The 25316-nt window shown below is 54.9% G+C and carries 23 protein-coding genes and 1 tRNA gene; 21 read left to right on the forward strand and 3 right to left on the reverse strand.

Annotation, left to right across the window (positions count from 1 at the left end):
* The first annotated feature begins 47 nt into the window (after positions 1-47).
* The gene (locus tag HVE01_RS13590) at positions 48-2198 is read left to right on the forward strand and encodes a protein-disulfide reductase DsbD family protein (protein WP_198350402.1); all 2151 of its coding nucleotides are present in this window, start codon (positions 48-50) and stop codon (positions 2196-2198) included.
* A gap of 153 nt (positions 2199-2351) precedes the next feature.
* Here HVE01_RS13590 and HVE01_RS13595 read toward each other — a convergent pair.
* Positions 2352-2438 (reverse strand) — tRNA-Leu (locus tag HVE01_RS13595).
* A 113-nt stretch (positions 2439-2551) separates the two neighbouring features.
* On the opposite strand from HVE01_RS13595, the gene queA reads away from it, so the two are divergent.
* From queA to secF, 5 genes are all read left to right on the forward strand, one after another.
* Positions 2552-3583 (forward strand): tRNA preQ1(34) S-adenosylmethionine ribosyltransferase-isomerase QueA, encoded by a 1032-nt coding sequence (gene queA / locus HVE01_RS13600; RefSeq protein ID WP_146944736.1) that lies wholly within the window; start codon positions 2552-2554, stop codon positions 3581-3583.
* Positions 3584-3647: 64 nt separating this feature from the next.
* Positions 3648-4766, forward strand: coding sequence for a tRNA guanosine(34) transglycosylase Tgt (gene tgt / locus HVE01_RS13605; protein WP_125753431.1), 1119 nt, complete (start codon positions 3648-3650; stop codon positions 4764-4766).
* Between the two features lie 71 nt (positions 4767-4837).
* Positions 4838-5164 carry a preprotein translocase subunit YajC gene (gene yajC, locus HVE01_RS13610; protein WP_038481485.1) on the forward strand — a complete coding sequence of 109 codons (327 nt, stop codon included), beginning with the start codon at positions 4838-4840 and terminating at the stop codon, positions 5162-5164.
* 135 nt (positions 5165-5299) lie between these two features.
* Positions 5300-7153: a protein translocase subunit SecD gene (gene secD / locus HVE01_RS13615; protein WP_146944738.1), complete on the forward strand. Its 1854-nt coding sequence runs from the start codon at positions 5300-5302 to the stop codon at positions 7151-7153.
* Positions 7154-7231: 78 nt separating this feature from the next.
* Positions 7232-8158 carry a protein translocase subunit SecF gene (gene secF / locus HVE01_RS13620; RefSeq protein WP_146944740.1) on the forward strand — a complete coding sequence of 309 codons (927 nt, stop codon included), beginning with the start codon at positions 7232-7234 and terminating at the stop codon, positions 8156-8158.
* Positions 8159-8231: 73 nt separating this feature from the next.
* Here the strand turns inward: secF and HVE01_RS13625 are convergent, their stop codons facing one another.
* Positions 8232-9398 (reverse strand): S-(hydroxymethyl)glutathione dehydrogenase/class III alcohol dehydrogenase, encoded by a 1167-nt coding sequence (locus HVE01_RS13625; protein ID WP_125745635.1) that lies wholly within the window; start codon positions 9396-9398, stop codon positions 8232-8234.
* A 163-nt stretch (positions 9399-9561) separates the two neighbouring features.
* Between HVE01_RS13625 and HVE01_RS13630 the strand changes: the two genes are divergently transcribed.
* Positions 9562-10602 (forward strand): GlxA family transcriptional regulator, encoded by a 1041-nt coding sequence (locus HVE01_RS13630; protein ID WP_125745633.1) that lies wholly within the window; start codon positions 9562-9564, stop codon positions 10600-10602.
* A gap of 71 nt (positions 10603-10673) precedes the next feature.
* Here HVE01_RS13630 and HVE01_RS13635 read toward each other — a convergent pair whose 3' ends face one another.
* Positions 10674-11468, reverse strand: a complete 795-nt coding sequence (locus tag HVE01_RS13635) for an inositol monophosphatase family protein (protein WP_089039136.1) — start codon at positions 11466-11468, stop codon at positions 10674-10676.
* A gap of 142 nt (positions 11469-11610) precedes the next feature.
* On the opposite strand from HVE01_RS13635, the gene trmJ reads away from it, so the two are divergent.
* The 14 genes from trmJ to der all read left to right on the forward strand — a co-directional run bounded on the left by trmJ (position 11611) and on the right by der (position 25297).
* On the forward strand, positions 11611-12357 hold the full coding sequence (gene trmJ / locus HVE01_RS13640) for a tRNA (cytosine(32)/uridine(32)-2'-O)-methyltransferase TrmJ (RefSeq protein WP_146944742.1): 747 nt from the start codon (positions 11611-11613) through the stop codon (positions 12355-12357).
* 173 nt (positions 12358-12530) lie between these two features.
* The gene (gene cysE / locus HVE01_RS13645) at positions 12531-13484 is read left to right on the forward strand and encodes a serine O-acetyltransferase (RefSeq protein ID WP_146944744.1); all 954 of its coding nucleotides are present in this window, start codon (positions 12531-12533) and stop codon (positions 13482-13484) included.
* A 76-nt stretch (positions 13485-13560) separates the two neighbouring features.
* Positions 13561-14028: a Fe-S cluster assembly transcriptional regulator IscR gene (gene iscR / locus HVE01_RS13650; RefSeq protein WP_038481467.1), complete on the forward strand. Its 468-nt coding sequence runs from the start codon at positions 13561-13563 to the stop codon at positions 14026-14028.
* 31 nt (positions 14029-14059) lie between these two features.
* Entirely contained in the window at positions 14060-15226 is a 1167-nt protein-coding gene (locus HVE01_RS13655) for an aminotransferase class V-fold PLP-dependent enzyme (protein ID WP_146944746.1), read from the forward strand.
* Positions 15227-15282: 56 nt separating this feature from the next.
* Positions 15283-15609: a HesB/IscA family protein gene (locus tag HVE01_RS13660; RefSeq protein ID WP_125745625.1), complete on the forward strand. Its 327-nt coding sequence runs from the start codon at positions 15283-15285 to the stop codon at positions 15607-15609.
* A 165-nt stretch (positions 15610-15774) separates the two neighbouring features.
* Positions 15775-16200, forward strand: a complete 426-nt coding sequence (gene ndk, locus HVE01_RS13665; protein ID WP_038481458.1) for a nucleoside-diphosphate kinase — start codon at positions 15775-15777, stop codon at positions 16198-16200.
* A gap of 85 nt (positions 16201-16285) precedes the next feature.
* Positions 16286-17470 (forward strand): dual-specificity RNA methyltransferase RlmN, encoded by a 1185-nt coding sequence (gene rlmN, locus HVE01_RS13670; RefSeq protein ID WP_125745623.1) that lies wholly within the window; start codon positions 16286-16288, stop codon positions 17468-17470.
* Positions 17471-17702: 232 nt separating this feature from the next.
* Positions 17703-18437: a type IV pilus biogenesis/stability protein PilW gene (gene pilW, locus HVE01_RS13675; RefSeq protein ID WP_125745621.1), complete on the forward strand. Its 735-nt coding sequence runs from the start codon at positions 17703-17705 to the stop codon at positions 18435-18437.
* Between the two features lie 39 nt (positions 18438-18476).
* Positions 18477-19475, forward strand: coding sequence for a RodZ domain-containing protein (locus tag HVE01_RS13680; protein ID WP_146944748.1), 999 nt, complete (start codon positions 18477-18479; stop codon positions 19473-19475).
* 8 nt (positions 19476-19483) lie between these two features.
* Positions 19484-20599 carry a flavodoxin-dependent (E)-4-hydroxy-3-methylbut-2-enyl-diphosphate synthase gene (ispG, locus tag HVE01_RS13685; RefSeq protein ID WP_146944750.1) on the forward strand — a complete coding sequence of 372 codons (1116 nt, stop codon included), beginning with the start codon at positions 19484-19486 and terminating at the stop codon, positions 20597-20599.
* An 85-nt stretch (positions 20600-20684) separates the two neighbouring features.
* On the forward strand, positions 20685-21980 hold the full coding sequence (hisS, locus tag HVE01_RS13690; RefSeq protein WP_146944752.1) for a histidine--tRNA ligase: 1296 nt from the start codon (positions 20685-20687) through the stop codon (positions 21978-21980).
* A 76-nt stretch (positions 21981-22056) separates the two neighbouring features.
* Positions 22057-22716, forward strand: coding sequence for a YfgM family protein (locus tag HVE01_RS13695; RefSeq protein WP_146944754.1), 660 nt, complete (start codon positions 22057-22059; stop codon positions 22714-22716).
* Positions 22713-23897: an outer membrane protein assembly factor BamB gene (gene bamB / locus HVE01_RS13700; RefSeq protein ID WP_146944756.1), complete on the forward strand. Its 1185-nt coding sequence runs from the start codon at positions 22713-22715 to the stop codon at positions 23895-23897. The genes HVE01_RS13695 and bamB overlap by 4 nt, the downstream gene beginning before the upstream one ends.
* The gene (gene der / locus HVE01_RS13705) at positions 23894-25297 is read left to right on the forward strand and encodes a ribosome biogenesis GTPase Der (protein WP_125745609.1); all 1404 of its coding nucleotides are present in this window, start codon (positions 23894-23896) and stop codon (positions 25295-25297) included. The genes bamB and der overlap by 4 nt, the downstream gene beginning before the upstream one ends.
* Positions 25298-25316 lie beyond the last annotated feature (19 nt).

A 25316-nucleotide genomic window follows, 5' to 3' on the forward strand; every position in this document is an offset into this window, starting at 1 on the left:
GATATACTTTTCAATGGAGCAGCCCGTCTCAAGCGGGCTGATAACCAATGCCCCGATCCATTTACCGCTATTGTGTCCTCTTTTATCTGGCGTTAATGCTGTTCCCCCAGATCGGGGCTGCTCAAGAGTTTCCCGGCACTTCGGGCGAGACACTCATCAAGAGCAGCTTGGTAGCGGAAACAAACCAACCCGCAGCCGGCACCTCCAGCACGTTAGCCGTTTTCATGGAGCCACAATCAGGTTGGCATGGGTATTGGAAACAGCCGGGCAGCATTGGCCTAGCACCGCAGTTCGACTGGCAATTACCGGATGGTGTCAGCGTGGGCGATGCCAGCTTTCCAGTGCCACATACGCTGATGACCGGCGACTTGATGAATCATGTCTTTGAGCATCCTTACGCGCTACTACTCCCCGTTGAGATAGATGGTTCGGTCGCGCCGGGAACGCCTCTGCCAATCACCGTCGGTTTGAACTATCTCGCTTGCCGTGCGGATGCCTGCGTTCCCGAACAATCGACGCTAGCCATTACCCTCACCGCAGGCGATGGCCGTATTACGCAAGAGCGCAAAGCGCGCTTCAATGAGTGGCGGCGTGAGTTACCCAGGCCACTGGGCTCGCAAGCCAGCTTTGTGACGATCAACGATGCGCGGCTGCGAGTCAGCATCCCCTTGCCCGCTAGCGTGACGTTGAATGATCCACACTTATTTGTCGACACCGATAACATCGTGGATCCCGCGGCTGAACAAATCTTCAGCCGTGAAGGCGATGTCTTGATTGTTGAAACTCAGCGGGCTAACTCCTGGTCGTCAAACAGCCCGCCCGCTGCGTTCGAGGCGCTGCTGTCACTGGGAACCGGGACCGGCTTAACACTGGTTAGCCATAGCGCTGAGGCGCCAGCGGCGGGCACCAACGGATATCAGAGTGCCTCCTCCTCCAGTAGTACCACCATCGCCAGCACCACCGGTGAACAAGGCAGCCCTACTCTACTGCTGACAGCATTCTTCGGCGCCCTATTGGGCGGTGTTCTGCTCAATATCATGCCCTGCGTTTTCCCGATTCTCAGCCTTAAGGTGCTTAGCCTTGCGCGTTTAACCGGAGGTCAACGCGAAGCCCGGCGCGAGGCGTTAGCCTATACCGCTGGCGTGGTTATCGTTTGCTTAATACTTGGCGCGACGATTATCGCCTTACGTGCAGTGGGTACTCAGGTTGGCTGGGCCTTCCAACTGCAAGACCCGCGAGTCATCCTGGTGCTGACCCTGTTGACCGCGGCCATCGGTTTTAATCTGGCCGGCCTTTTTGAGCTGGGATCCATCAATGCCGGTGGCAAGCTAGCAAGCCAGGACGGTGTAGCCGGTGCCTTCTGGACAGGCGTACTGGCCGCCTTCGTCGCAACGCCTTGCTCCGGTCCCTTTATGGCCACGGCTCTTGGCGCAGCCTTGGTGCTCCCCACGTTTGCCGCACTGACAGTATTCGCTGGTTTGGGCCTGGGCATTGCCCTGCCATTTTTGCTGCTTGGTTTCGTGCCGGTACTGCGCCGCCTACTTCCCCGCCCTGGTCCTTGGCTTGCCAACTTCCGGCATATCATGGCCATCCCCATGTTTCTAACCGCTTTAGCCTTGGCTTGGGTGCTTGGCCGCCAGCTCAGCAACAACGGCATGATTGCGAGCCTCGCTCTGATCATGTTGCTGGCGATAGGGCTTTGGTTCACCGGACTACGTCAACGAAGCGCCAAGCGGTTGAGCTGGCTACCGGCAGGACTCGCTGCCGGGCTGGCGCTGACTGGAAGCGTGCTCGTTCCTGGCGCCTTTATCCCGCAAGCGGTAGACCCCAATCCGCTCCCAAGTTCAGCCGACACACGCTCACTCGACTTCAATGCGAACCGATTGACCGAACTTCGCCAACAAGGTCACGCCATTTTGGTCTACTTCTCGGCAGACTGGTGCGTCACTTGCAAGATCAACGAACAGCGGGCCATCAACACACCCCGCACGCAGCAAGCATTCGAACAGGCGGAAGTGATCACAATGAAGGGCGATTGGACTAATGGAGACCCCGCCATTACCACTTTCTTGGAGCAGCACGGCCGTTCAGGGGTACCTCTCTACTTATGGTACGCACCAGGCGCAACCGAGCCTGAAGTTCTTTCACAACTTCTTGCGCCTAATACCTTATCGGTGTTGGCGAGCCAATTGGATTAACTCTCTCTTATCCAGCATCGCCATATCGAAGATATTTTTAATGCTGCAAAGAAAAATACCCAGACTAACCAAGTGGGGTATCTTTTGATGGTGTAGCAAGCTTGGCGCACCACAAAAAAAGGGCTTAGCGATAAATCGCTAAGCCCTTGAATTTGGTGCCGGTGGCCAGACTCGAACTGGCACACCCGTAAAGGCGGCGGATTTTGAATCCGCTGCGTCTACCAATTCCGCCACACCGGCAATGGCTGCGCATTATACGTAGATAACCTCACAGGTCAATCACATTGACTGACTTTATCTATCTAAAGCGCTATCCTATGCCGCCTGTTTGACCACTGATAAGAGCCATTTCCATGCAGCGCGCGGATTTTCATTTCGAGCTACCCGACGAGCTAATTGCTCGCTACCCTTCTGAGCAGCGCAGCGACTGCCGTTTGCTATGCGTGGATGGCCAAAGCGGCGCGCTTGAGCATCGCCGGTTTGCTGATTTACTTGAACTACTCGAACCCGGCGACTTGCTGGTATTCAATGATACGCGCGTCATTCCAGCACGCTTGCACGGTCACAAGGCTAGCGGCGGTAAAGTAGAAATGCTGCTGGAGCGCCCGCTGGATAGCCACCGCGGTTTGGCACATATCCGTTCGAGTAAATCACCTAAGCCTGGCACCGAGCTGATCTTTGAAGGCGACATTCATGCGGTGGTTGAAGGCCGCCGCGATGCACTGTTTGAGCTGCGCTTTTTAGGCGACACGCCAATGATTGCGCTGCTTGAAAAGCATGGCCATATGCCACTGCCGCCCTATATCACCCGTGACGATGAGCTGAGTGATCGGGAACGCTATCAAACGGTGTATGCCCGCCGCGACGGTGCAGTAGCAGCGCCTACCGCGGGGCTTCACTTTGATCAACCGTTGTTGGATGCCCTGGCCGAGAAAGGCGTTAACAGTGCCTTTGTGACCTTGCACGTCGGCGCTGGCACCTTTCAGCCAGTGCGCGTCGACAACATCCTTGAGCACCATATGCATAGCGAGTGGATTGAGGTGTCTGAGACCGCCTGTCAACAAGTGCGTGACACTCAGGCTGCGGGGAAACGGGTCATTGCCGTCGGCACTACCAGCGTGCGCTGCTTAGAAAGCGCTTGCCTGAAAAGTAGCGACGGCCAGATTGCCCCCTACAGCGGCGACACCGATATCTTTATCTACCCTGGCTACGAATGGCGCTGTGTAGATGCTCTGATAACTAATTTCCACCTGCCCGAGTCGACCCTGCTGATGCTGGTCTCTGCATTTGCTGGCTATGACCACATGATGCGGGCATACCGCACGGCAGTTGACGAGCGCTACGCGTTCTTTAGTTATGGCGATGCCATGCTGCTGACCCGCTAAACACGATGCGTCCGGCGCCTTAACCGATTATTGACGAGTTATTTAGATGCGAAACGAATGTTTTATGCGCTTTGAGCGCCTAGCCGACGATGGCCGTGCACGCCGGGGGCGCTTGCACTTCCCCCGCGGTACCGTCGAAACCCCGGCCTTTATGCCGGTGGGCACCTACGGCACGGTGAAGGGCATGACACCTGACTCCGTGAAAGAGATTGGCGCAGAAATCATTCTCGGCAACACCTTTCACCTATGGCTGCGTCCAGGCACCGACGTGATTGAAGCCCATGGCGACTTGCATGATTTTGCCCAATGGGACAAACCTATCCTGACCGATTCCGGCGGTTTTCAGGTTTTTTCCTTAGGCGAAATGCGCAAAATTACCGAGCAAGGCGTTCACTTCCGCTCACCGGTCGATGGCAGCAAGGTATTTATGGGGCCGGAAGAGTCCATGGCCGTGCAGCGCTCGTTGGGCTCTGACGTAGTGATGATTTTCGACGAGTGCACGCCGTACCCAGCCACTTTTGAAGAAGCCGAAAAATCCATGGAGCTTTCGCTGCGCTGGGCGAAACGCTCACGCGAGGCTCATGGTGATTCACCTTCGGCGCTGTTCGGCATTATTCAAGGCGGCATGCATCCTGAACTTCGCGAACGCTCATTAAAAGGGCTACTCGAAATTGGCTTTGATGGCTTAGCCATTGGTGGCTTGTCGGTAGGCGAACCCAAAGAAGAGATGATCAAGGTACTCGATTATCTACCGACGTGGATGCCAGACGACACCCCGCGCTACCTGATGGGCGTTGGCAAACCAGAAGACTTGGTAGAGGGCGTGCGTCGCGGCGTCGACATGTTCGATTGCGTAATGCCTACTCGTAATGCACGCAACGGCCACCTGTTCACCTCCGAGGGTACGGTCAAGATCCGTAACGCTAAGCACCGCTTTGATACCCAACCGCTTGATGCTGAGTGTGACTGCTATACCTGCAAAAATTTCTCACGGGGCTACTTGCACCACCTGGATCGTTGTAACGAAATGCTCGGCTCCATGCTCAATACCATCCATAACTTACGCTACTATCAGCGGGTAATGGCTGATTTGCGCGCGGCAATCGAAGCGGGTACATTGACGACCTTTGTGGAAGGCTTTTATGCCCAGCGCGGCCTGCCAGTGCCTCCCCTAGCGAATTAATCGCCATCCGCCATTGGCGGGTGGTTTAATCGGTTCACCCATTGAGTTTTCTAACCCAGGAGTTCTCTGCAATGCTGGATTTCTTCATCTCACCAGCCCATGCCCAAGAAGCCGCTGCCGGCGGTGGCATCGCGCAAATTGTCATGCTGGTTGGTTTTGTGCTGATTTTTTACTTCCTGCTGTGGCGCCCCCAGGCAAAGCGCGCTAAGCAGCACAAACAGCTGGTAACTGGCTTGGCCAAAGGCGATGAGGTCGTCATCGGTGGCGGTCTTGTTGGTCGTGTTACCAAAGTTAGTGATGAGTTCCTAACGCTGGAAGTTTCTGAAGGCACCGAAGTTAACGTGCAGAAAAATGCCGTTGCTGCCGTACTGCCTAAAGGCACTATTAAGTCCATCTAACGCCTGCATCTCCCCCCTGCCGATCCAGTGCCAGCCACCCCGGCAGGGGTGACATGGTAGCCACGATGGTGAACTTTGCTGTGCGCGGTCTGTCCGTGCACAGCAATTCCGTTTGTAATTGAAGGCAGGGCTTGCATGCTCAACCGTTACCCCCTGTGGAAGTATCTGCTGATACTGGTCGTCCTGGTGGTTGGCCTTATCTATTCGCTTCCCAATTTATTCCCCGCAGATCCCGCCATCCAGGTTAGCGATGCCCAGGGCGATTCGCTGGATGAACGGCAAATATCCCGCGTTGAAGAAGCGCTCATTGATAGCGATATCAGCATTAAGGCCATTGAAGAAACGAATGGCCAATGGTTGATTCGCCTTCAGAGTGATGATGATCAGCTAGACGCCCGCGATATTGCCGCAGATGTATTGGGTAGTGACGCGACTGTCGCACTCAACCTCGCTGACGCCACCCCTGGTTGGCTGCAAGCCTTTTCCGCATCTCCCATGACACTGGGCCTCGATTTACGTGGAGGCGTGCACTTCTTACTCGAAGTAGACATGGATGCCGCCCTTACCCAGCGCTTGGAAGTGAATGCCAGCGCCATGCGTGAACTGCTACGCGGAGAGCGCATTCGCTATCGCAACACCACCATCGACGAGCGTTCGCTGTCAATCAGCTTTGGTAGCGCTGAAGACCGCGATACTGCTCGGCGCTTGATTAGCCGCGACTTCCCTAATTTTGAGTACAGCAATGAAGGCGATGGTCGTGCTTCCAACCTAGTCATGACGCTCAGCGACCAAACGGTTAACGAGATTCAGGACTATGCGATCAATCAAAACTTAACCACGCTGCGTAACCGCGTTAACGAGCTGGGCGTCGCTGAGCCGATGGTTCAACGCCAAGGTCCAAGTCAAATCGTGGTTGAATTGCCCGGCGTTCAAGACACCGTGGCTGCAAAGCGTATTGTGGGTGCAACGGCAAACCTAGAGTTTCGCCTGGAAGCTCGCAACGATACGCCTGACACGGAAACCGAACGTCTAGAATTCCGTAACGACCCAACACGCTCGGCAGAGCTGATGCGCGATGTCATCATTACCGGTGATAGCGTATCCAGTGCCAGCAATAGCTTTGATGAAAATGGTCGCCCACAGGTCAACATTAACTTGGACGGCACCGGCGGCACGTTAATGAACCGCGCCACGCGAACCAACATCGGTCGCAATATGGCGGTATTGTTCATTGAACATAAAAGCGAAGATCGCGTAGAAATCGACCCTGAAACAGGCGAAGAAACGATTATTCGCGAGCCCTACGTCGAACGCGGCTTAATCAGCCTTGCCACCATCCAAAGTGCTCTGGGCAATAGCTTCCGCATTACCGGTTTAGACTCACCAACGGAAGCTGCTGAGCTTGCCCTTCTGCTCCGCTCTGGTTCACTGGCCGCTCCTATCTACTTTGTCCAAGAACGCACTATTGGGCCAAGCTTGGGTGCCGAAAACATTGAGCGTGGCCTGCTGTCGGTACAAATCGGCCTATTACTGGTCGTGCTGTTTATGCTAGTGCGCTACAAAGTGTTCGGGGTATTTGCCAACATTGCCCTAGCGCTAAACCTAACGCTGCTCGTCGCGGTTATGTCGATGCTAGGCGCTACGTTAACACTACCAGGCATTGCCGGGATTGTGCTGACGCTAGGCATGGCAGTTGATGCCAACGTGCTGATATTCGAGCGCATACGCGAAGAATTGCGCAACGGCATGTCAATTCAGCAAGCAATCTATGCGGGCTACGAGCGCGCTTTCACCTCTATCGTGGATGCCAACATCACCACGCTGCTGGTAGCGGTGATTCTGTTCTCGATCGGCACCGGCCCAGTGAAAGGGTTTGCCGTTACGCTCTCCATTGGCATTTTGACATCCATGTTCACGGCACTACTGGTAACGCGCGCCATGGTCAACCTGACCTACGGCGGCAAACCCGTCAAAAAGCTGTGGATTTAAACACATGGATCTCAATGGCATAGATTTGAAAAGCATGGATCTGAACCACGTGCTTAGCCCAGAATTTAAGAGGTGGTAATGAAACCCCTATCACAACTGCGAATCGACTTTATGGGGCGGCGCAACCTTGCGTTTATCGTCTCTGCCTTGATGCTAATCATCTCGATTGGCGCGATTATTTTTCAGCAGCTAAATCTCGGACTGGACTTCACCGGCGGCACCCTGGTGGAAGTGCGCTACGGCGCAGTCCCTTCCTTAGACGCGATTCGCCAATTGCTCGAAGACAGTGGTTTCCAAGACGTGTCGGTGCAAACGTTTGGCGCATCAACAGAAATACTTATCCGCATTCAGCAAGCGTTCGATGCGGATGTCGGTAACGATGTTGTCAGTCTGCTACGTTCCAATGGCGATAGCGTTAATCTTGTGCGGGCCGAGTTTGTCGGTGCGCAGGTAGGCGACCAACTTCGCGACCAAAGCGGCTTAGGCCTTCTAGTGGCATTAGGCGTGGTGATGCTTTACGTTGCCTTTCGCTTTCAATACAAGTTCGCTATTGGTGCCCTGCTAGCCTTGCTGCACGATGTCATCATTGTTGTAGGCGTCTTCGCGCTGTTCAAGCTTGAGTTCGATCTAACGGTTCTGGCAGCGATTTTGGCCGTTATCGGCTACTCGCTAAACGATACGATCGTTGTTTATGACCGTATTCGCGAGACTATTCGAACATCGCGTATTGATGATATGCCGCAAATCTTCAACGAAGCGATCAATGCCACCCTGTCCCGCACGCTCGCCACTTCTGGTACTACGGTACTGGTGTTGCTGGCGCTGCTGCTATTAGGCGGCGACATGATCGAGAACTTCGCTATTGCGCTGTTAATTGGCATCGTGGTGGGTACGTTCTCATCAATTTATATCTCAGGTGCGTTACTGATTCCGCTCAAGCTTTCACGGGAAGACCTTATTCCCACCAAGAAAGAGACGGATGAAGAGGAAGAAGAGCTGCCCTAATCGCGGGGTTGCCGCCAACGAAAAGGCCCTGCCGGTCACCCGGCAGGGCCTTTTCTTTCATCATTTTACGCGCCTAGCTAATAGGTACGATTTTGCCCGCCAAGCCACTGGGTTGCATGGTCTCCTTGGGCTGGAAGTGAATCACCGAACGGATCGACTCACCCGCATGGAGTAGGTCGAAGGCCGTGTTGATCTGATCGTGGGTCATGTTGTGCGTGATGTAAGGATCGACATCGAAATCTCCCCGCAACCACTCATCGACCATGCCCGGCAACTGGCTACGTCCCAGCACGCCACCGAACGCTGACCCCCGCCACACGCGCCCGGTGACCAGCTGGAAGGGACGCGTTGCAATCTCCTCCCCAGCACCGGCCACACCGATAACCGTACACTCCCCCCACCCTTTGTGGCAGCACTCGAGCGCAGCACGCATAACGTTGACGTTGCCGATGCACTCGAAGGAGAAATCCACTCCGCCGTTGGTCATCTCGACGATCACTTCCTGGATGGGCTGATTGAAATCCGCGGGGTTAACACACTCCGTCACCCCCATGTCCCGCGCCAGGGCAAACTTGTTGGGATTGGTGTCGATGCCGATGATACGTCCGGCGCCCACCATCTTGGCACCCTGGATCACCGCCATGCCCACCGCACCCAAGCCGAACACCGCCACCGTCGCCCCCGGCGTCACCTTGGCGGTATTGCGCACGGCGCCCATACCGGTCGGCACAGCGCACCCCATGACGCTCGCCTTGGCCAGAGGCGCCTCTTTGGCGATTTTGGCCACGGCGATCTCGGGCAGTACCGTATACTCGCTAAAGGTGCTGGTGCCCATGTAGTGATGGATCATCTTCCCTTTATAGGAGAAGCGCGAGGTGCCGTCCGGCATGACGCCACGGCCTTGGGTTTCGCGAATGGTCTGGCACAGGTTGGTCTTGCCCGACTGGATATAGGGGCAGTTGGGGTCCTCCGGGGTGTACAGCGGAATCACATGATCCCCGGGCTTCACCGAGGTGACACCGCGGCCGACTTCTTCCACGATGCCTACCCCTTCGTGGCCCAGTACGGCAGGAAACAGTCCTTCCGGATCGCGTCCCGACAGCGTGAACATATCGGTGTGGCAGAGGCTAGTGGTGACAATGCGCACCAGCACTTCGCCCTGCTTGGGCCCCTCCAAATCGATCTCTTCGATCTCCAGTGGGCGGTTGGGCTCCCAGGCAATCGCTGCACGTGTTTTCATCTCGTCTCTCCTCGGGTGAACGTTATAGCTATGATATAACATCACCACAAAAGTCGTTGACTGAGTATCGGCCGAATCAGGACAACGTACCCCTGGATCGAGCCATCGAGCGTCCAGCCGGGAAGGCATGAGGTGGTATTGGGAGGAGATATTGGGAGGCCGTATGAAAAACAGCGAGACAAACGAGTGTTTAGACGTGGCGAGCGACAACGTCCACCGCGTACACCTGATCGTTTATCCGGGGTTCAAATTCATGGAGGCGGCCGGCGCGCTGAGCGTCTTCAGCTACGCCAACGAGCGCCTCGCTGCCCGCGGTGAGACGTTTCATTACCACGTATCGCTGGTCGCGCCACGGCCAGGCCCAGTGGCCTCGGACATCCATGTATGCCTGGAGGCCGAAGGCACGCTGCCCGAAACGGAGGCGCTAGAAACGGTGGTGGTGGTCGGTGCAGTCAATATCGAACAAGCGCTGGAGCATGAGCGCTCCCTGGTCGCCTGGTGTCGGCAGCGCAGCGGCGATGCCCAGCGTTTTGCCGCGCTGTGCACAGGCTCGTTCTTCCTCGCCGAGGCGGGGTTGCTCGACCAGCGTCAGACGGCCACCCACTGGCGCTTTGCACCGCTGCTTCAAGCGCGCTACCCCACCCTAAAGGTGGATGCCGATGCCATTTTCGTGCAGGACGGCCACTTCTGGACCTCGGCGGGAGTCACCGCCGCCATCGATCTAGCGCTTGCCTTTGTCGAGCAGGATCTCGGCCGTGATCTCGCGCTGGACGTGGCCAGGGACCTCGTGGTGTATCTCAAGCGTCCCGGCGGTCAATCGCAGTTCAGCGCGGCCCTGACCAGCCAAATGACCGGCTCTCCCAGCATGCGCGCGCTGCAGCACTGGATCGGTGAGCGGCTCGACCAACCACTCACGCTGGCCGACATGGCCAACAAGGCGGGGATGAGCCCACGCCATTTCAGTCGCACCTTCATGGCGGAACTCGGCATGACCCCTACCACCTGGCTGGAGAACGCTCGCTGCGAAAGGGCCAAGGCGCTGTTGCTCGACACCGAGCTGCCGATGAAAAGCATCGCCTGGCGCACGGGGTTCAGCTCCAGCGAGCGCATGCGCAAGGTGTTTTCCCGGCGCTACACGCTCACTCCCACCGCCTACCGAGCCCGCTTCAAAACCACCCGTGACGAACCGCAGGCTGACGCCTAACCAGTTTTCTACGACAACGCCCTACCGGGTCTCGGCAGAGCGTTGTTCGTATCAAACGCAGCAAGGCTCGATCAGAAGTGTGGCGCCAACTGCTTGATGAGCGCCTTGTACAGACGCGGCCCAGCAGCCATCAGTTGACCTTCAGCGGCCACTGTCGGCTTGCCGTCAGGCGTACCCATCAGTGCACCGGCTTCTTTCAGCAATAGCGTTCCCACCTGCATATCTTGCTCTTCAAGTCCCAGAACAAAGACGCTGTCCACACGCCCACAGGCAAGCTCACAAATATCCAGCAGGCCGCTACCAGATGCCAACATGGCGTCTACTTGGGGGGCTAACTGCTGAGTAATAGTCAGGTAAGCTGGCAAATGGCTGGGGCGCAGCCAGGTTTCAGGCAGGCTCATCGCTATCCGCGTACCGCTAATGGCAGTAGGCTTACTAACACGCATGCGTTTATCGTTGTGCTGGGCACCGCGACCACGGCTGGCGATATACTCATCGTCAGAAAACGGACAGATAATTACCGCGTGTTCGGGGCGATCTTTAACGAGACACACCACTGAGAGAGCAAAGCCCTTACCTGCCACTGCTAAATTGGAATAGCCGTGCATTGGTTCAATTTTCCAGACGATATCAGCGCCTTCGCCTTCACCCGCTTTATGGGGCGTATAGCGACCACTGAAGCCGTGCAGGGGATACCCACGCTGCAGCTGCTGAACAATGGTGGCCTCTGCTTTGCGAGCGGTGTCTTCTAGCAAGCGGTCGAGGTTAAATTCATCGTGAGCATTTTCAATGCGTTCACGAACACGTAAAAAGTGTTCAACAGCGCCACGCGCAGCGCGCAGCGTAAATTGGACCATAGGATTCATGATCGGGCCTTGTCACAGTGATGTTAAAGAACGGAGGCAGTGGCAGGACTGCTTTGGCGGGCAATTCTAACAGAGCCCTCTCGGGCATGCTATCGACTCATGCTAAACTGCGCGTTTTCCGCACTTGATTACCGAGCCCATTATGCTTGAGCGCATCCGTATTGTTCTTATTGGCACTAGCCATCCTGGTAATATTGGCGGCGTCGCCCGCGCCATGCACAACATGGGCTTAGCCGATTTAGCCCTAGTGGCGCCGCGCTGTGAGGTGATTACCCAAGACAGCATTTCACGCGCGTCGGGAGCCGACCATCTGCTTCATCAGGCAAACGTTCATACCTCTCTTGAAGACGCCGTTGCTGACTGCACGCTCGCCGTGGGCGCTAGCGCCCGTTCGCGCACGCTACCCTGGCCAATGATTTCCCCACGCGCGCTGGCCGAGCGCCTGCCCAGCGAGTGCCAGCCCGACAATGCACGTGTCGCTCTGGTATTTGGCCGCGAGGACAGTGGCTTAACCAATGCCGAGCTGCAGCGTTGCCATGCCCATGTGCATATTCCCACCAATGCGGATTTCAGTTCACTAAACCTGGCCGCCGCCGTTCAGGTGATTGCCTATGAGTGCCGCATGGCATGGCTAAGCCAACAGGATAGCGTTAGCGCCGCTGAAGAACCGGATGATGCGCTAGCCACCCATGCCGAACTAGAGCGCTACTTTGAGCATTTGGAGCGCACGCTGATAGCCATTGAATTTCATGACCCTGCACAGCCGCGCCAACTGATGGCAAGATTGCGTCGTCTATACCTACGCGCTCGCCCTGAAAAAATGGAGATGAATATTCTGCGTGGCATTCTTTCGGCAACCGAAAAAGCGACCGACAAACATCATCCATAGCGCTGACCACCGCTGCGGCTTGGGCAACCGAAGCTTGAAGTCGCATCGGCGCGCCCCAACATCATTTTTTTGGCGCCGCGCTGCATTGCACTAACTATATTTTAAGCACCATATTCCCAGCACCATATTCCAAGAGCTTATAACTGCCGCCCTTTAACGCCCAAGGATCACCCATGTTTCAACGCCTGCGTGAAGACATTAACAGCGTATTCGACCGCGACCCAGCGGCACGTAACTTTCTTGAGGTGCTGACCAACTATCCCGGCCTGCACGCCCTTCTGCTTCACCGCTGTGGCCACTGGTTGTGGAAGAAAAATTTCAAATGGTTGGCACGGACGCTATCGACGTTTTCCCGCTGGCTGACCGGCATTGAGATCCACCCTGGCGCCACTATTGGCCGCCGCTTCTTTATTGATCACGGCATGGGCGTAGTGATTGGCGAAACAGCGTTAGTCGGCGATAACGTGACCCTTTATCAAGGCGTTACCTTAGGCGGTACCAGTTGGAATAAGGGTAAACGTCATCCTACGCTCGAAGATGGTGTGATTGTTGGTGCTGGCGCTAAGATCCTTGGCCCGTTCACCGTAGGCGCGGGAGCTAAAATTGGCTCTAATGCGGTGGTCACCAAAGAAGTACCTTCCGGCGCAACGGTGGTGGGTATTCCCGGTAAGATCGTTAAGCGCGCCGACCCCGATGTGGAGGAAGCGTTAGATGTTGACCCGGCTCGCCGCGAAGCGATTTGCCAAAAATTTGGCTTCGATGCTTACGGTGTTAGTCAGGACATGCCCGACCCTGTGGCACGCTCGATGCAGGCGATGCTTGATCACATGCACGCCGTGGATGAGCGCATTGAACGTATGTGCTCGACACTGCGTAAATTAGATGCCAGCTATCGCGACGGCCAACTCCCGGCCCTGCGTGATGAAGATTTCGCCGACATTCTTGATGAAAACGACACAGGCTGCCCAGGGGTTGGCAAACACAGTTCCGAGCCAAAAGCCAACGCCGAGGCGACCGAGACAGCCGCCGCCAGTACGCAGCAAACCGCTCCTGATTCAACGGCTAAATCACCATCTGACGCAGCAGCTGACTCAACCTCTGATTCAACGACATCGCGCAATAGTTGACCAAAGCACTCAGGATTTCCATAATGGCGCTACATTTGCCGTAAGTGCGCTGAGGTTCAGCGTCGAGGTGCCTGTCATGCGCTTGACCACTAAAGGCCGTTACGCCGTTACCGCCATGCTTGATTTGGCGATAAATACCCCTCAAGGCCCGACCAGCTTGGGGGATATTTCTCAGCGTCAGGAAATTTCGCTCTCATATCTTGAGCAACTATTTGCGCGCCTGCGCCGAGCGGGCCTCGTTAGCAGCGTACGCGGTCCTGGTGGTGGCTATCTACTGGCTAAACCAGCCGAAGACATCAGCGTTTCTCAAGTGATTGATGCCGTTAATGAGACCGTGGATGCAACACGTTGCCAGGGGCTTTCAGACTGCCAACAAGGCGACACCTGCCTAACCCATCACCTGTGGTGTGACCTATCAGGGCAGATTCGTAACTTCCTTGATGACACCAGCCTTGCACAACTGATGCAGCGCCCCGATGTTATACGCATTGCCTCCCGGCAAAAGCAACGCGTTGAAGCAGGCATTCTCGCCTCATCCCCTTAACGGCTTTCACCGCACGTTGGACTCTATGACGATGACTTCCTCCCCTTCGCTGCCGATTTATTTGGACTATGCCGCCACCACACCGGTAGACCCCCGTGTGGCCGACGTCATGCAGCGCTATTTAACCGCTGATCAGCTGTTTGCCAACCCTGCCTCGCGCAGCCACATGTTAGGCTGGCAGGCGGAACAAGTGGTAGAGCAAGCTCGCCGTCAAGTCGCCGACACCATTGGCGCGGACCCACGTGAAGTGGTTTGGACCAGCGGTGCCACTGAGGCCAACAATCTAGCGCTAATTGGCTATATGCGCGCCAACCGTGAGCGCGGCATGCATCTGGTGACGTCTACCATTGAGCATAAAGCAATCGTGGATACCGCCAACGCCCTGGAAAGCGAAGGTTTTGAAGTGACTTGGCTGACGCCTGGGCAGGACGGGCGTACCACGCCAGAACAGTTGCGTGCCGCTATGCGAGACGACACGGCACTCGTGTCATTAATGGCGGTCAATAACGAACTGGGTAGCATTAATGATATAGCGGCGCTGGCAGAGGTTGCCCATGAATTCGGGGCTGTTTTTCATACTGATGCAGCCCAAGCAGTGGGACGCATTCCATTAGATGTGGTGGCGCAACAAATTGATTTAATGTCGCTATCTGGACATAAAGCTTATGGCCCCAAGGGCATTGGCGCGCTTTACGTTAAACGCCATCCAGATATACGCATAGAAGCACTAATCCATGGCGGCGGCCACGAACGAGGCATGCGCTCTGGCACGCTTCCGACTCATCAAATTGCCGGTATGGGTGAAGCGTTTGCGCTAATGCAAAGCCATCACCAGGAAGATCGAGCTCACATTGCCCAGCTACACGCGCGCTTCCTAAAAGGGCTAGAAGATATTGAGGGTGTGGTTGCCAACTCGCCGCTGGAAAATGCCGTTCCCAATATTATCAACCTGGCATTTAAAGGGGTAGACGGTGAATCTCTATTGATGGCGCTGCGCGACGTTGCTGTGTCAACCGGGTCTGCCTGCAACTCTGCTAGCGTCGACCCTTCTTACGTTTTACTGGCAATCGGCACATCGCGCGCCCTGGCACTCTCATCGCTACGCTTTAGCTTTGGGCGTTTCACCACTGACGACGACATTGATCATGCGCTGACACTACTGCGCCACGCGTTAAGCGGACTCCGCTCAACGCGTTAAACGGCTGATGCCACACTTGGCAATCAACCTACCGACTTTTTGAAGGAGGACGCCCGATGGCAACTCTCAACATCACCCCCGCGGCTGCTCAGCAAATCCGTCACGTTCTCGATGAGCGTGGCCAAGGGCTTGGGCTGCGCGTTTCTGTAAAGCCCAGTGGCTGCTCAGGCTATAGCTACGTACTCGACTTTGCCGATGAGGTAAGCGATGACGAAATTCACGTTGAAGAGCACGGCGCCAGCGTGTATATCGCTCCAGACGCGCTAGAAATACTCAACGGTAGTGAAGTTGACTACGTAAGCGAAGGGCTGAATCGCTTTTTCCGTTTCAACAATCCCAACGTTAAAGATGAGTGCGGCTGTGGCGAAAGCTTCACGGTCTAAGCGTTTAGCGCTGCATCACCGGTATTCATCACCCCTTTGAGGCGCTATAATCGCGGCCACTCGGCAATCGGTAATGCACCACAGCCCTGCCGACTCTTTTTTCCTGCGCCGCCTCGGCTTTCCGGGGCGGCACTTCTGCTTTATGCCTCTTAAGGAGATTCCACCATGGCAATTGAACGTACTCTTTCTATCATCAAGCCTGATGCCGTTGCTAAAAATGCGATTGGCGACATCATTTCTCGCTTTGAAAAAGCAGGCTTGAAAGTTGTTGCTGCGAAGATGGTTCATCTTTCTGAAGAAAAAGCAGGCGGTTTCTACGCCGAGCATAAAGAGCGTCCTTTCTTTAAAGACCTGGTTGGCTTCATGACCTCTGGCCCGGTTGTTGTTCAGGTACTGGAAGGCGAAGGCGCTATTGCTAAAAACCGCGATCTGATGGGAGCTACTAACCCGAAAGAAGCGGCACCTGGCACTATCCGCGCTGACTTTGCGGAAACAATCGACGCCAACGCTGTCCATGGTTCTGATTCTCCGGAAAGCGCTGAGCGCGAAATTAGCTACTTCTTCGGTAACGACGAAATTTGCCCGCGCTAAACCAAGCGTGCCGCCGATTCAACATCCGTTGCCGGCCATTTTCGCGGGGGCTATGCCCCCGCCTTTTCTCTGAACGCTGACCGCCATGACCACTACCGTAGCTCAACATACGCCTGCCTCTTTTTCCTCGACCGAAAGCGAACCTGCCGCCACTAATGCGCCAGAGCGCCAGAACCTGCTGGGCATGTCTCGCGAGCAGATGGAAGACTTCTTTTTGTCGATTGGCGAAAAGAAGTTTCGCGCTGCTCAGCTAATGAAGTGGATTCACCAGGAAGGTAGCGATGATTTTGCTGCCATGACGAATCTATCCAAACCGCTGCGTGAAAAACTGGCTCGGCTAGCGGAGATTCGTGGTCCTAGCGTTGTCTATGAAGGCACGTCCAACGACGGCACACGCAAGTGGGTTCTGGAAGTAGAAGATGGCAGCTACGTGGAAACGGTGCTGATTCCGGCGGAAAACGGTAAACGCCGGACGCTATGCGTCTCTTCCCAGGTAGGCTGTTCATTAGACTGCAGCTTTTGCTCAACGGGCAAACAAGGCTTTCAGCGCAACCTAACCGCTGCCGAAATTATCGGCCAAGTTTGGGTCGCCCAGCGTAGCGTAGGCCCGCGTCGCGATACTGCTAATCGCCCGGTGACTAACGTAGTCATGATGGGGATGGGTGAGCCACTGCTTAACTTTGATAACGTCGTGCCAGCGATGAAGCTGATGCTCGACGACAACGGCTACGGACTTTCCAAACGCCGCGTCACGCTTTCCACATCTGGCGTTGTGCCGATGATAGATAAGCTTGGCGATGAGATCGACGTAAGCTTAGCCATTTCGTTGCACGCTTCTACTGATGAACTACGCAACGAGCTGGTACCGATCAACCGTAAATATAATATTCGCGCGCTGCTGGATGCCTGTCACCGTTACCTATCCAAATGCCCGGATAACCGTCAGGTTACCATCGAATATACGCTCATTAGAGATGTCAATGATCAGCAGGAGCATGCCGAGCAACTGGCGGCGCTGTTAAAAGAACTGCCCTGCAAAATCAACCTAATACCGTTCAACCCGTTTCCTAACTCAGGCTACGAAAAGCCCTCACGCAACCAAGTGATGCGCTTTCAGCAGTGGTTATACGACCTGGGCTATAACGCCACTGTACGCATTACCCGGGGCGATGATATCGACGCTGCTTGCGGCCAGCTGGTAGGAAAGGTGAAAGACCGCACTAAGCGAAGTGCGCGCTATATTCAGTCTGTACAGCTTGATGCGGACTAAACCACCGCTATCTTGACTTCCGTCGAGTGCGGCGCTTTGATGGACACGTTTTCAAACGGCCACAAGCGCCCAAGTTTGTCGGCTAACGACGCGTCTAATGGTCACTGCAAGATGGCTCTTGGAAGATAGTACTTTGAAGACGGTTCGTGGAAGATGGCTCTTTGAAGACGGTTCGTGGAAGATAGTACTTTGAAGACGGTTCTTTGAAGACGGTTACTACAAGAGGGTGTACATGATCGGTCACCGCTGGCGGCTTTACCCATCCCGGGGTCACATGCTGTGTGTGCTAGTAAGCAGCATGTTGTTAGCTGGCTGTGCCACTTCAGATAGCACGTCTTCGCAGGCAGGCGATGGCGCTGCAGACGCTTACACCCAGCTAGGCGTTGCTTACTTAGAACGCGACAACTTAACCCGCGCGCTCAGCGCGCTTGATCGTGCGCTTGAAATTAATCCACGCAACGCCGAGGCACTTCAGGCGCTTGCGCTGGTCTATCAACAGCAGAGTGAAAATGAGCTTGCAAATCGCTATTTTCAGCAAGCGATTAACATAGCTCCCTCTTTAACACGTGCGCGTAATAATTACGCAGCGTTTTTATATCAGCAGGGGCAGTTCAACGCCGCTTGCGAACAGTTAGAAATAGCATCTCATGATGCCCAATATGCCAATCGTGCCCAGCTATTTACTAATTTAGGGCAGTGTTATTTGGCAGCCGACAATATTGATGAAGCACGCAAACGCCTACTGCGTGCCGTGAGCATTGATCCACGTAGCCCGCGTGGATATTTATTATTAGCCGAACTTGAAGTTTCACAGGGCAATGATGGTCAAGCCTGGGAGCCGCTGCAGCGTTACTTGCAGCTGGCCGGGCAAGATCCAGTCGCGTTGGAAATGGCGATCGACATCGCCCACGCCCGTGGTGATCACGCTGCGGCTGCGAACTACCAACGCTTATTGAATATTGACTAACGGTGCCCTGGCCACCTAATTATTGAAGGATGCTCAGCTATGAGCGATACACAATCATACGATAATGTTACGACCTCTAGCCCAACTGCCTCACCCGGCGAGCTTCTCTCACGTCAACGCGAAGCACTCGGCGTACCGCTTACCGATGCCGCACGGGCGCTTAATTTACGCCCGGCGGTTGTCGACGGTTTAGAACAAGATAACTACGAAGAAATCCCTGTTGCCGCTTATCGCCGGGGCTATTTACGTGCTTACGCCAAGTACCTAGGCATGGATGATCGTTTAGTGCTTGAGGCCTACCAAGCTAGCCATGGGAATACAGAGACAGATCGCCGAGTGACCCCTGTTTCAGTCACTCGGCCACCATCGCGTATTGGCGCATGGTTATTTAAGCTAGTCACCCTGCTCGTCATTGTTGCCTTAATTGCCGTCACGGTAATGTGGTGGCAAAGCCGTGGCGGCAGTGAGCCCCCCAGCATGGGGAGCAACCCTTCTCTAGAAGAAGGTGGTTCCAGCGATATGCCAGCCGACAATGCAACACCAGCGACGGAACAAACGCTGGTTGCCACACCTCAGCTATCTAACAGTGCCCCCGCACAACAAACCGGCACAGCCGAGGGAGTCGATGAGGGAGCGGCTAACGCCGCAACGGCTGCCATTGAGTCAGCCTCTGAGTCGCCTACGTCTGCCGAAGAGACACAAGCTGCTGAGCTAACCTCTACCGATACCGCTGAACAAACAGATACCGCCGCTGATAGTGAAGACACCACGACCGAAACAGTGCCAGCCAAAAACCCGAACCTGCTTGAACTTACGTTTAACGAGCAGTCGTGGACTGAAATCTTTGATGCCAATAACCAACGGGTGTTCGTTGGTCTGCAAACGCCTGGTACCACAGCAAGTGTTGAGGGCGAACCGCCTTTTCGTTTAACTATCGGCAATGCCACCGGCGTAGAGCTGCGCTATGAAGGCGAGGACGTTAACCTTGTCCAGCGCGCCGGTGCCAATAACGTTGCCCGCTTTACATTGGGAGAGTGACCCGTCTTATGCACGCCCCTTCTCCGATTAAACGCCGCTTCTCGCGTCAAATTCACGTTGGCAATGTGGCCGTAGGTGGTAATGCACCTATTGCTGTTCAGAGTATGACCAACACCAATACGCTGGATGTTGATGCCACCGTGGCACAAATTCAGCAGTTAGAAACCGCGGGAGCCGATATCGTCCGCGTTTCAGTACCCGATATGGACGCCGCTGAAAGCTTTGGCAAAATTAAGCAGCGGGTCGATGTCCCACTGGTGGCAGACATTCATTTTGACTACAAAATTGCCCTGCGTGTCGCCGAATTAGGTGTCGACTGCTTGCGTATTAACCCAGGTAACATTGGCCGCGAAGATCGCGTTCGTGCGGTGGTTAATGCTGCCCGCGATAACGGCATACCGATTCGTATTGGTGTCAATGCCGGGTCGCTAGAGAAAGATCTTCAGAAAAAGTATGGCGAGCCCACTCCCGCAGCGTTAGTGGAGTCGGCCATGCGCCATATTGATTACCTGGACCGGCTTGATTTTCAAGAATTTAAAGTCAGCGTTAAAGCCTCAGATGTGTTTATGGCGGTAGCAGCGTACCGCGATCTGGCTACCCGTATCGAGCAGCCACTCCATCTAGGCATTACCGAAGCTGGCGGCCTGCGTTCGGGTACGGTGAAGTCGTCGATTGGCCTTGGCATGCTGCTAATGGATGGCATTGGCGACACGATTCGCGTATCGCTCGCCGCCGATCCGGTAGAAGAAATCAAAGTCGGCTTTGACATGCTTAAAAGCCTAAGACTGCGAGCCAAAGGCATTAATTTTATTGCCTGCCCCAGTTGCTCACGGCAAAATTTTGATGTTATCAGCACCATGAACCAGCTAGAAGAGCGGCTTGAAGACGTCATGACCCCACTGGACGTGTCGGTAATTGGATGCGTCGTTAATGGCCCGGGTGAAGCGAAAGAAACCGATATTGGCCTAACCGGTGGCTCTCCTGCCAATTTGGTTTACATCGATGGCAAGCCCGCTAGCAAGCTGCGTAACGATCACCTGGTGGATGACCTGGAAAAGCTAATCCGCGAGAAAGTTCGCCAAAAACAGCAGCAAGAAGACGACATGATTGCTCGTAGCATTTAAAAAGCCGAGCAAGTGATACCCAACCTGGGCGGGCATAAGCTTTCTTCTCCCGCCTCAGCGTTGTCTCCCATACAAGGAGTTTTCATTGAGCAAGTCCGCCGCAAAAAAAATTCAAGCTATCCGTGGTATGAATGACTTATTGCCCAGCGAAAGCCCCCGCTGGCAATTTTTTGAAGCCAAAGTGCGTCAGCTGATGCATCGCTATGGCTTTGATGAAATGCGTACGCCCATTGTTGAACAGACGGCGCTATTTGCTCGCTCTATTGGTGAAGTCACCGACATTGTCGAAAAAGAGATGTACACCTTCGATGACCGCAACGGTGACAGCCTCACGCTGAGGCCCGAAGGTACGGCTAGCTGTGTACGGGCAGCGATGGAACATGGCCTGCTGCATAACCAAACGCAACGGTTATGGTATCAAGGCCCGATGTTCCGCCACGAGCGTCCGCAAAAAGGCCGCTATCGCCAATTTCATCAGGTAGGCGTAGAAACGTACGGCTTTGATGGACCGGATATCGACGCGGAAGTCATTCTGCTTTCAGCGCGCCTATGGCAAGAGCTAGGCTTACTGGAACATGTAACGCTAGAGCTTAACTCCCTAGGCTCCACAGAGGCGCGCGCGGCCTATCGCGATAAACTCGTCGCTTATTTTGACCAGCATCACGACGTCCTTGATGATGACTCCAAGCGTCGCCTCACCAGCAACCCACTGCGCATATTGGATTCCAAGAATCCAGCGATGGCGGAAATGCTCAACGGTGCGCCGCAGTTGATGGATCATTTGGACGATGAGTCGCGGACACATTTTGAACAACTCAAAGCAATGCTGGATGCAGCAGGCATTAATTACGTTGTTAACCCACGTTTGGTACGCGGTCTTGATTACTACTGCCGTACGGTATTTGAGTGGACAACCACGGCCCTAGGCAGCCAAGGCACGGTATGTGCAGGCGGTCGCTACGATGGCCTAGTCGAACAGCTAGGCGGAAAGCCCACGCCAGCGGTCGGTTTTGCCATGGGTATCGAGCGCTTAATATTACTGCTGGAAACATTAGAGCTGATTCCAGAAGAAGCGCTAGGTGGCTGCGATGTTTATCTGCTACCCATGGATGACAACGCTACTATTGTCGCCCTCACCCTGGCTGAAAAACTACGTAGTGAGCTGCCAACCCTTAGGTTGCAGTTACACTGTGGTGGCGGCAGTTTTAAAAGCCGTATGAAAAAAGCGGACAAAAGCAACGCACCGATTGCCGTCTTATTGGGCGAAGATGAGCTAGCAGAGCAAGCCGTAACGCTTAAGTTCCTGCGTGATGATCGCGAACAGTTGCGCGTGTCTCAGGCTGAGCTCAGCGCGACACTGCAAAACCTAGTGCCCCACTAACTTAACTGCCTACTCTCTGGCAGACGAACACTCGCCAGCCGCCCCTGCGGCTGGGCTAAAGAACAGGAGGCCGCCCGTGGCGGAGCTGAGAAGCGAAGAAGAACAGCTAGAGGTAATTAAACGCTGGTGGAAAGAGAACGGAACCTCTCTCATAGCAGGGGCTGTTCTTGCTGCGGCGGGTGTGTTTGGCTGGAATGCATGGCAAAACTATCAAGAAGGCCAGGCAGAAGCCGCCTCCGTGCGTTATCAGCAACTCGTCAACATGACCGCGGGTAACACTTTGGCGGATGATCAGTTAGCCAATGCCCGTGAGCTCATTGATGACATCACCAGTGACCATGGCGATACCCTCTACGCTGAGCTAGCACAGCTGCTAGGAGCACGTTTAGCCGTTCAACAAGGTGATCTTGAGGCCGCGAAAAGTGCCCTTGAGAACGTGGCTGGCGACTCCTCTCGGCGCTATGTGAAAAGTCTCGCATGGTTGAGATTAGCGCGTATTGAAATTGCCAACGGCGATCCACAAGCCGCCTTGAGCTTGTTAGATGAGTCGATTAGCGATGCCCTGGCAGCTCAGCGGGCCAATGTTCGCGGCGACGCTTACGCGGCGCTAGACCAAACAGAACAAGCGCGAGATGCTTGGCAAACTGCGCTTGAACTGGCCCAAACCCAGAATCAGGCGCTTTACGGCGTACAGCTCAAGCTTGACGATCTCGGCGTCGAAGAGGTGACACAATGATCATGACCAGTCTTCCCAAATCGCTACTTTCAAAGCCGTCTGTGCGCATTACCGTTGGCGCTGTTGCACTCGCCTTGCTAGCAGGCTGTGCCAGTAAAGGCGAACCGGCTGACTCGCCTAAAGAGCTGCGTAGTTTTACAGCAACCTCAACGCTTGATGAGGTATGGGACAGAGACGTAGGCGATGGTCTTGGTCGTGCCCGCTACCCCATTGCTCCGGCTCGCGAAGGCGACAGCGTATTTGCTGCGGATGCCAATGGATTGGTCGCCGCCTTTAACGCCAATAACGGCAACCGTGAGTGGGAAATCGAGCTGGATACGCCTATCTCAAGCGCGCTTAACGCTATTGCAGGTCAGGTTTATTTAGGCACTCGTAACGGAGAAGTTATTTCCCTGGATCAGCGCGACGGCAGTGTCAATTGGCGCTCACGGGTTTCCAGTGAAGTGCTGGCAGCACCTCAAGCGAATCAGCAGCTACTACTGGTGCAGAGCGTTGACGGCCAAATTACCGCGCTCGATCGCGTCACTGGCGAAGAGCGTTGGGTATACGCTAGCCCCCAACCGGCGCTCACCCTTCGGGGTACCGGCACGCCAATGGTCATTGATCCTGTAAGCTTTGTTGGCTTTGCTAACGGACGACTAGCAACATTAGATAACCGCAATGGTCAGCCACTGTGGGAATTACAAATTGCGACTCCCCGCGGACGTAGCGACGTCGACAGGTTGGTTGATCTTGCCGGCCAGCCGGTAGTAACTCCCGACGGTCGACTCTTCGTTACTAGCTATAACGGTAGCGTTGTCGCTTTGGAAGCAACCCGCGGTGGCGTTCTATGGGAAAGCAACATATCTAGCCGCCATACGCCTATTTTGGTAGGTAATATTCTGCTAGTCGTCACTGATGATAGCCACGTCGTAGGCCTGAATGCCGACAATGGACAGGAAGTGTGGCGTAACGATGATCTGGAAGACCGTCGTTTAACCGCCCCTGCGTTTGCAAATGGCCGCGTGGTGGTCGGTGACTTCGAAGGCTACGTTCATCTACTTGATGCCCGCGAAGGCACCATAGTAGGCCGTACGCGCGTGCATAAATCTGGCATTAGCGTGCGTCCTGCCACTGAAGGCAGCACCATTCATGTCCAGGCCAATAATGGTCGCCTGGAAACCCTGGAAGTAACTCCATGACACCCGTCATTGCTTTAGTCGGTCGGCCCAATGTGGGCAAATCGACGTTGTTTAACCGCCTAACCCGCTCACGCGATGCGCTCGTAGCGGACTTTCCTGGCCTTACCCGCGACCGTAAATACGGAAACGGAATGCTCGGCGGCAAAGCGTATACGGTGATTGATACCGGCGGTATCAGCGGTGATGAAGAAGGGATTGATGCGGCAATGGCCGAGCAGTCCCTGGCCGCAATTGATGAAGCCGATATTGTACTGTTCTTAGTAGATGCTCGCGCGGGGCTTAACGTGGCAGATGAAGCCATTGCGAATCACCTGCGCGTTAATCAGAAAAAAACCTGGCTGGTGGTCAACAAGACCGATGGGCTGGAAGAGCATTCGGCCATGGCCGACTTCTGGACCTTAGGGCTTGGCGACCCATGGCCTATTGCTGCCGCCCATGGCCGCAATGTCTCACTGCTTATTGACACAGTGCTGGAGCCGTTTCCAGAACGCGATCCTAGCATTCCTGGGGATACGGGCACCAAAGGCATTCGCATTGGCGTTATTGGCCGTCCCAATGTGGGCAAATCCACACTGGTTAATCGGCTGCTGGGCGAAGAGCGCGTTGTGGTATTTGATGAGGCAGGCACGACCCGCGATGCGATTGAAATCCCGTTCGAGCGTCGTGGCAAGCCTTACGTATTGGTTGATACTGCAGGCATTCGGCGACGTAAAAACGTGCGCGAGATTGCTGAAAAGTTTTCCATTATCAAAACCCTTGATGCAATCAAAGAGTGTCATGTCGCGGTCATGGTACTGGATGCGCGCAGCGGTTTAGTTGAGCAAGATCTTCACCTGCTAGATTACGTGCTAACCACTGGCCGCGCGTTAGTACTGGCCGTCAATAAGTGGGACGGACTGGAAAGCGAAGCGAAAGAGAAAATGCGCGCAGAAATTAAGCGCCGCTTGGGCTTTGCCGAGTATGCCGAGATGCATTTTATCTCCGCCCTACACGGCACCGCTGTGGGTGATCTTTATCCTTCGATCGAACGAGCCTTCAATGCTGCGAACGCTCACTGGTCGACTAACCGATTGACCACGCTGCTCCAAGATGCGGTCAGCCAGCACCCGCCGCCCATGGTTAACGGCCGGCGCATCAAACTGCGCATGGCACACCAAGGTGGTAGCAATCCGCCTATTATCGTCGTGCATGGCAACCAGACTGACTCATTGCCGGAAGCCTATCGCCGCTATCTAACCAACACCTTCCGTAAAGTGTTGAAGGTTCGCGGCACACCAATGCGCTTTGAGTTCCGCTCGGGTAGCAACCCGTTTGACCACATGGCCGGGGCAAGCGATAAAGAGAAAGCCAAAAAACGCGAGCTTAACCGCACTAAAGAAGCACGTAAAAGCCGCCGTTGAGGTTAACTCATTGATCTAT

It is taken from the genome of Vreelandella venusta, assembly GCF_007989605.1.
Lineage (GTDB): Bacteria > Pseudomonadota > Gammaproteobacteria > Pseudomonadales > Halomonadaceae > Vreelandella > Vreelandella venusta.

Coding starts and splice junctions, on each gene's coding strand:
- HVE01_RS13590 (WP_198350402.1), top strand. CDS start 48: ATGCCCCGATCCATTTACCGCTATTGTGTCCTCTTTTATCTGGCGTTA.
- queA (WP_146944736.1), top strand. CDS start 2,552: ATGCAGCGCGCGGATTTTCATTTCGAGCTACCCGACGAGCTAATTGCT.
- tgt (WP_125753431.1), top strand. CDS start 3,648: ATGCGCTTTGAGCGCCTAGCCGACGATGGCCGTGCACGCCGGGGGCGC.
- yajC (WP_038481485.1), top strand. CDS start 4,838: ATGCTGGATTTCTTCATCTCACCAGCCCATGCCCAAGAAGCCGCTGCC.
- secD (WP_146944738.1), top strand. CDS start 5,300: ATGCTCAACCGTTACCCCCTGTGGAAGTATCTGCTGATACTGGTCGTC.
- secF (WP_146944740.1), top strand. CDS start 7,232: ATGAAACCCCTATCACAACTGCGAATCGACTTTATGGGGCGGCGCAAC.
- HVE01_RS13625 (WP_125745635.1), bottom strand. CDS start 9,398: ATGAAAACACGTGCAGCGATTGCCTGGGAGCCCAACCGCCCACTGGAG.
- HVE01_RS13630 (WP_125745633.1), top strand. CDS start 9,562: ATGAAAAACAGCGAGACAAACGAGTGTTTAGACGTGGCGAGCGACAAC.
- HVE01_RS13635 (WP_089039136.1), bottom strand. CDS start 11,468: ATGAATCCTATGGTCCAATTTACGCTGCGCGCTGCGCGTGGCGCTGTT.
- trmJ (WP_146944742.1), top strand. CDS start 11,611: ATGCTTGAGCGCATCCGTATTGTTCTTATTGGCACTAGCCATCCTGGT.
- cysE (WP_146944744.1), top strand. CDS start 12,531: ATGTTTCAACGCCTGCGTGAAGACATTAACAGCGTATTCGACCGCGAC.
- iscR (WP_038481467.1), top strand. CDS start 13,561: ATGCGCTTGACCACTAAAGGCCGTTACGCCGTTACCGCCATGCTTGAT.
- HVE01_RS13655 (WP_146944746.1), top strand. CDS start 14,060: ATGACTTCCTCCCCTTCGCTGCCGATTTATTTGGACTATGCCGCCACC.
- HVE01_RS13660 (WP_125745625.1), top strand. CDS start 15,283: ATGGCAACTCTCAACATCACCCCCGCGGCTGCTCAGCAAATCCGTCAC.
- ndk (WP_038481458.1), top strand. CDS start 15,775: ATGGCAATTGAACGTACTCTTTCTATCATCAAGCCTGATGCCGTTGCT.
- rlmN (WP_125745623.1), top strand. CDS start 16,286: ATGACCACTACCGTAGCTCAACATACGCCTGCCTCTTTTTCCTCGACC.
- pilW (WP_125745621.1), top strand. CDS start 17,703: ATGATCGGTCACCGCTGGCGGCTTTACCCATCCCGGGGTCACATGCTG.
- HVE01_RS13680 (WP_146944748.1), top strand. CDS start 18,477: ATGAGCGATACACAATCATACGATAATGTTACGACCTCTAGCCCAACT.
- ispG (WP_146944750.1), top strand. CDS start 19,484: ATGCACGCCCCTTCTCCGATTAAACGCCGCTTCTCGCGTCAAATTCAC.
- bamB (WP_146944756.1), top strand. CDS start 22,713: ATGATCATGACCAGTCTTCCCAAATCGCTACTTTCAAAGCCGTCTGTG.
- der (WP_125745609.1), top strand. CDS start 23,894: ATGACACCCGTCATTGCTTTAGTCGGTCGGCCCAATGTGGGCAAATCG.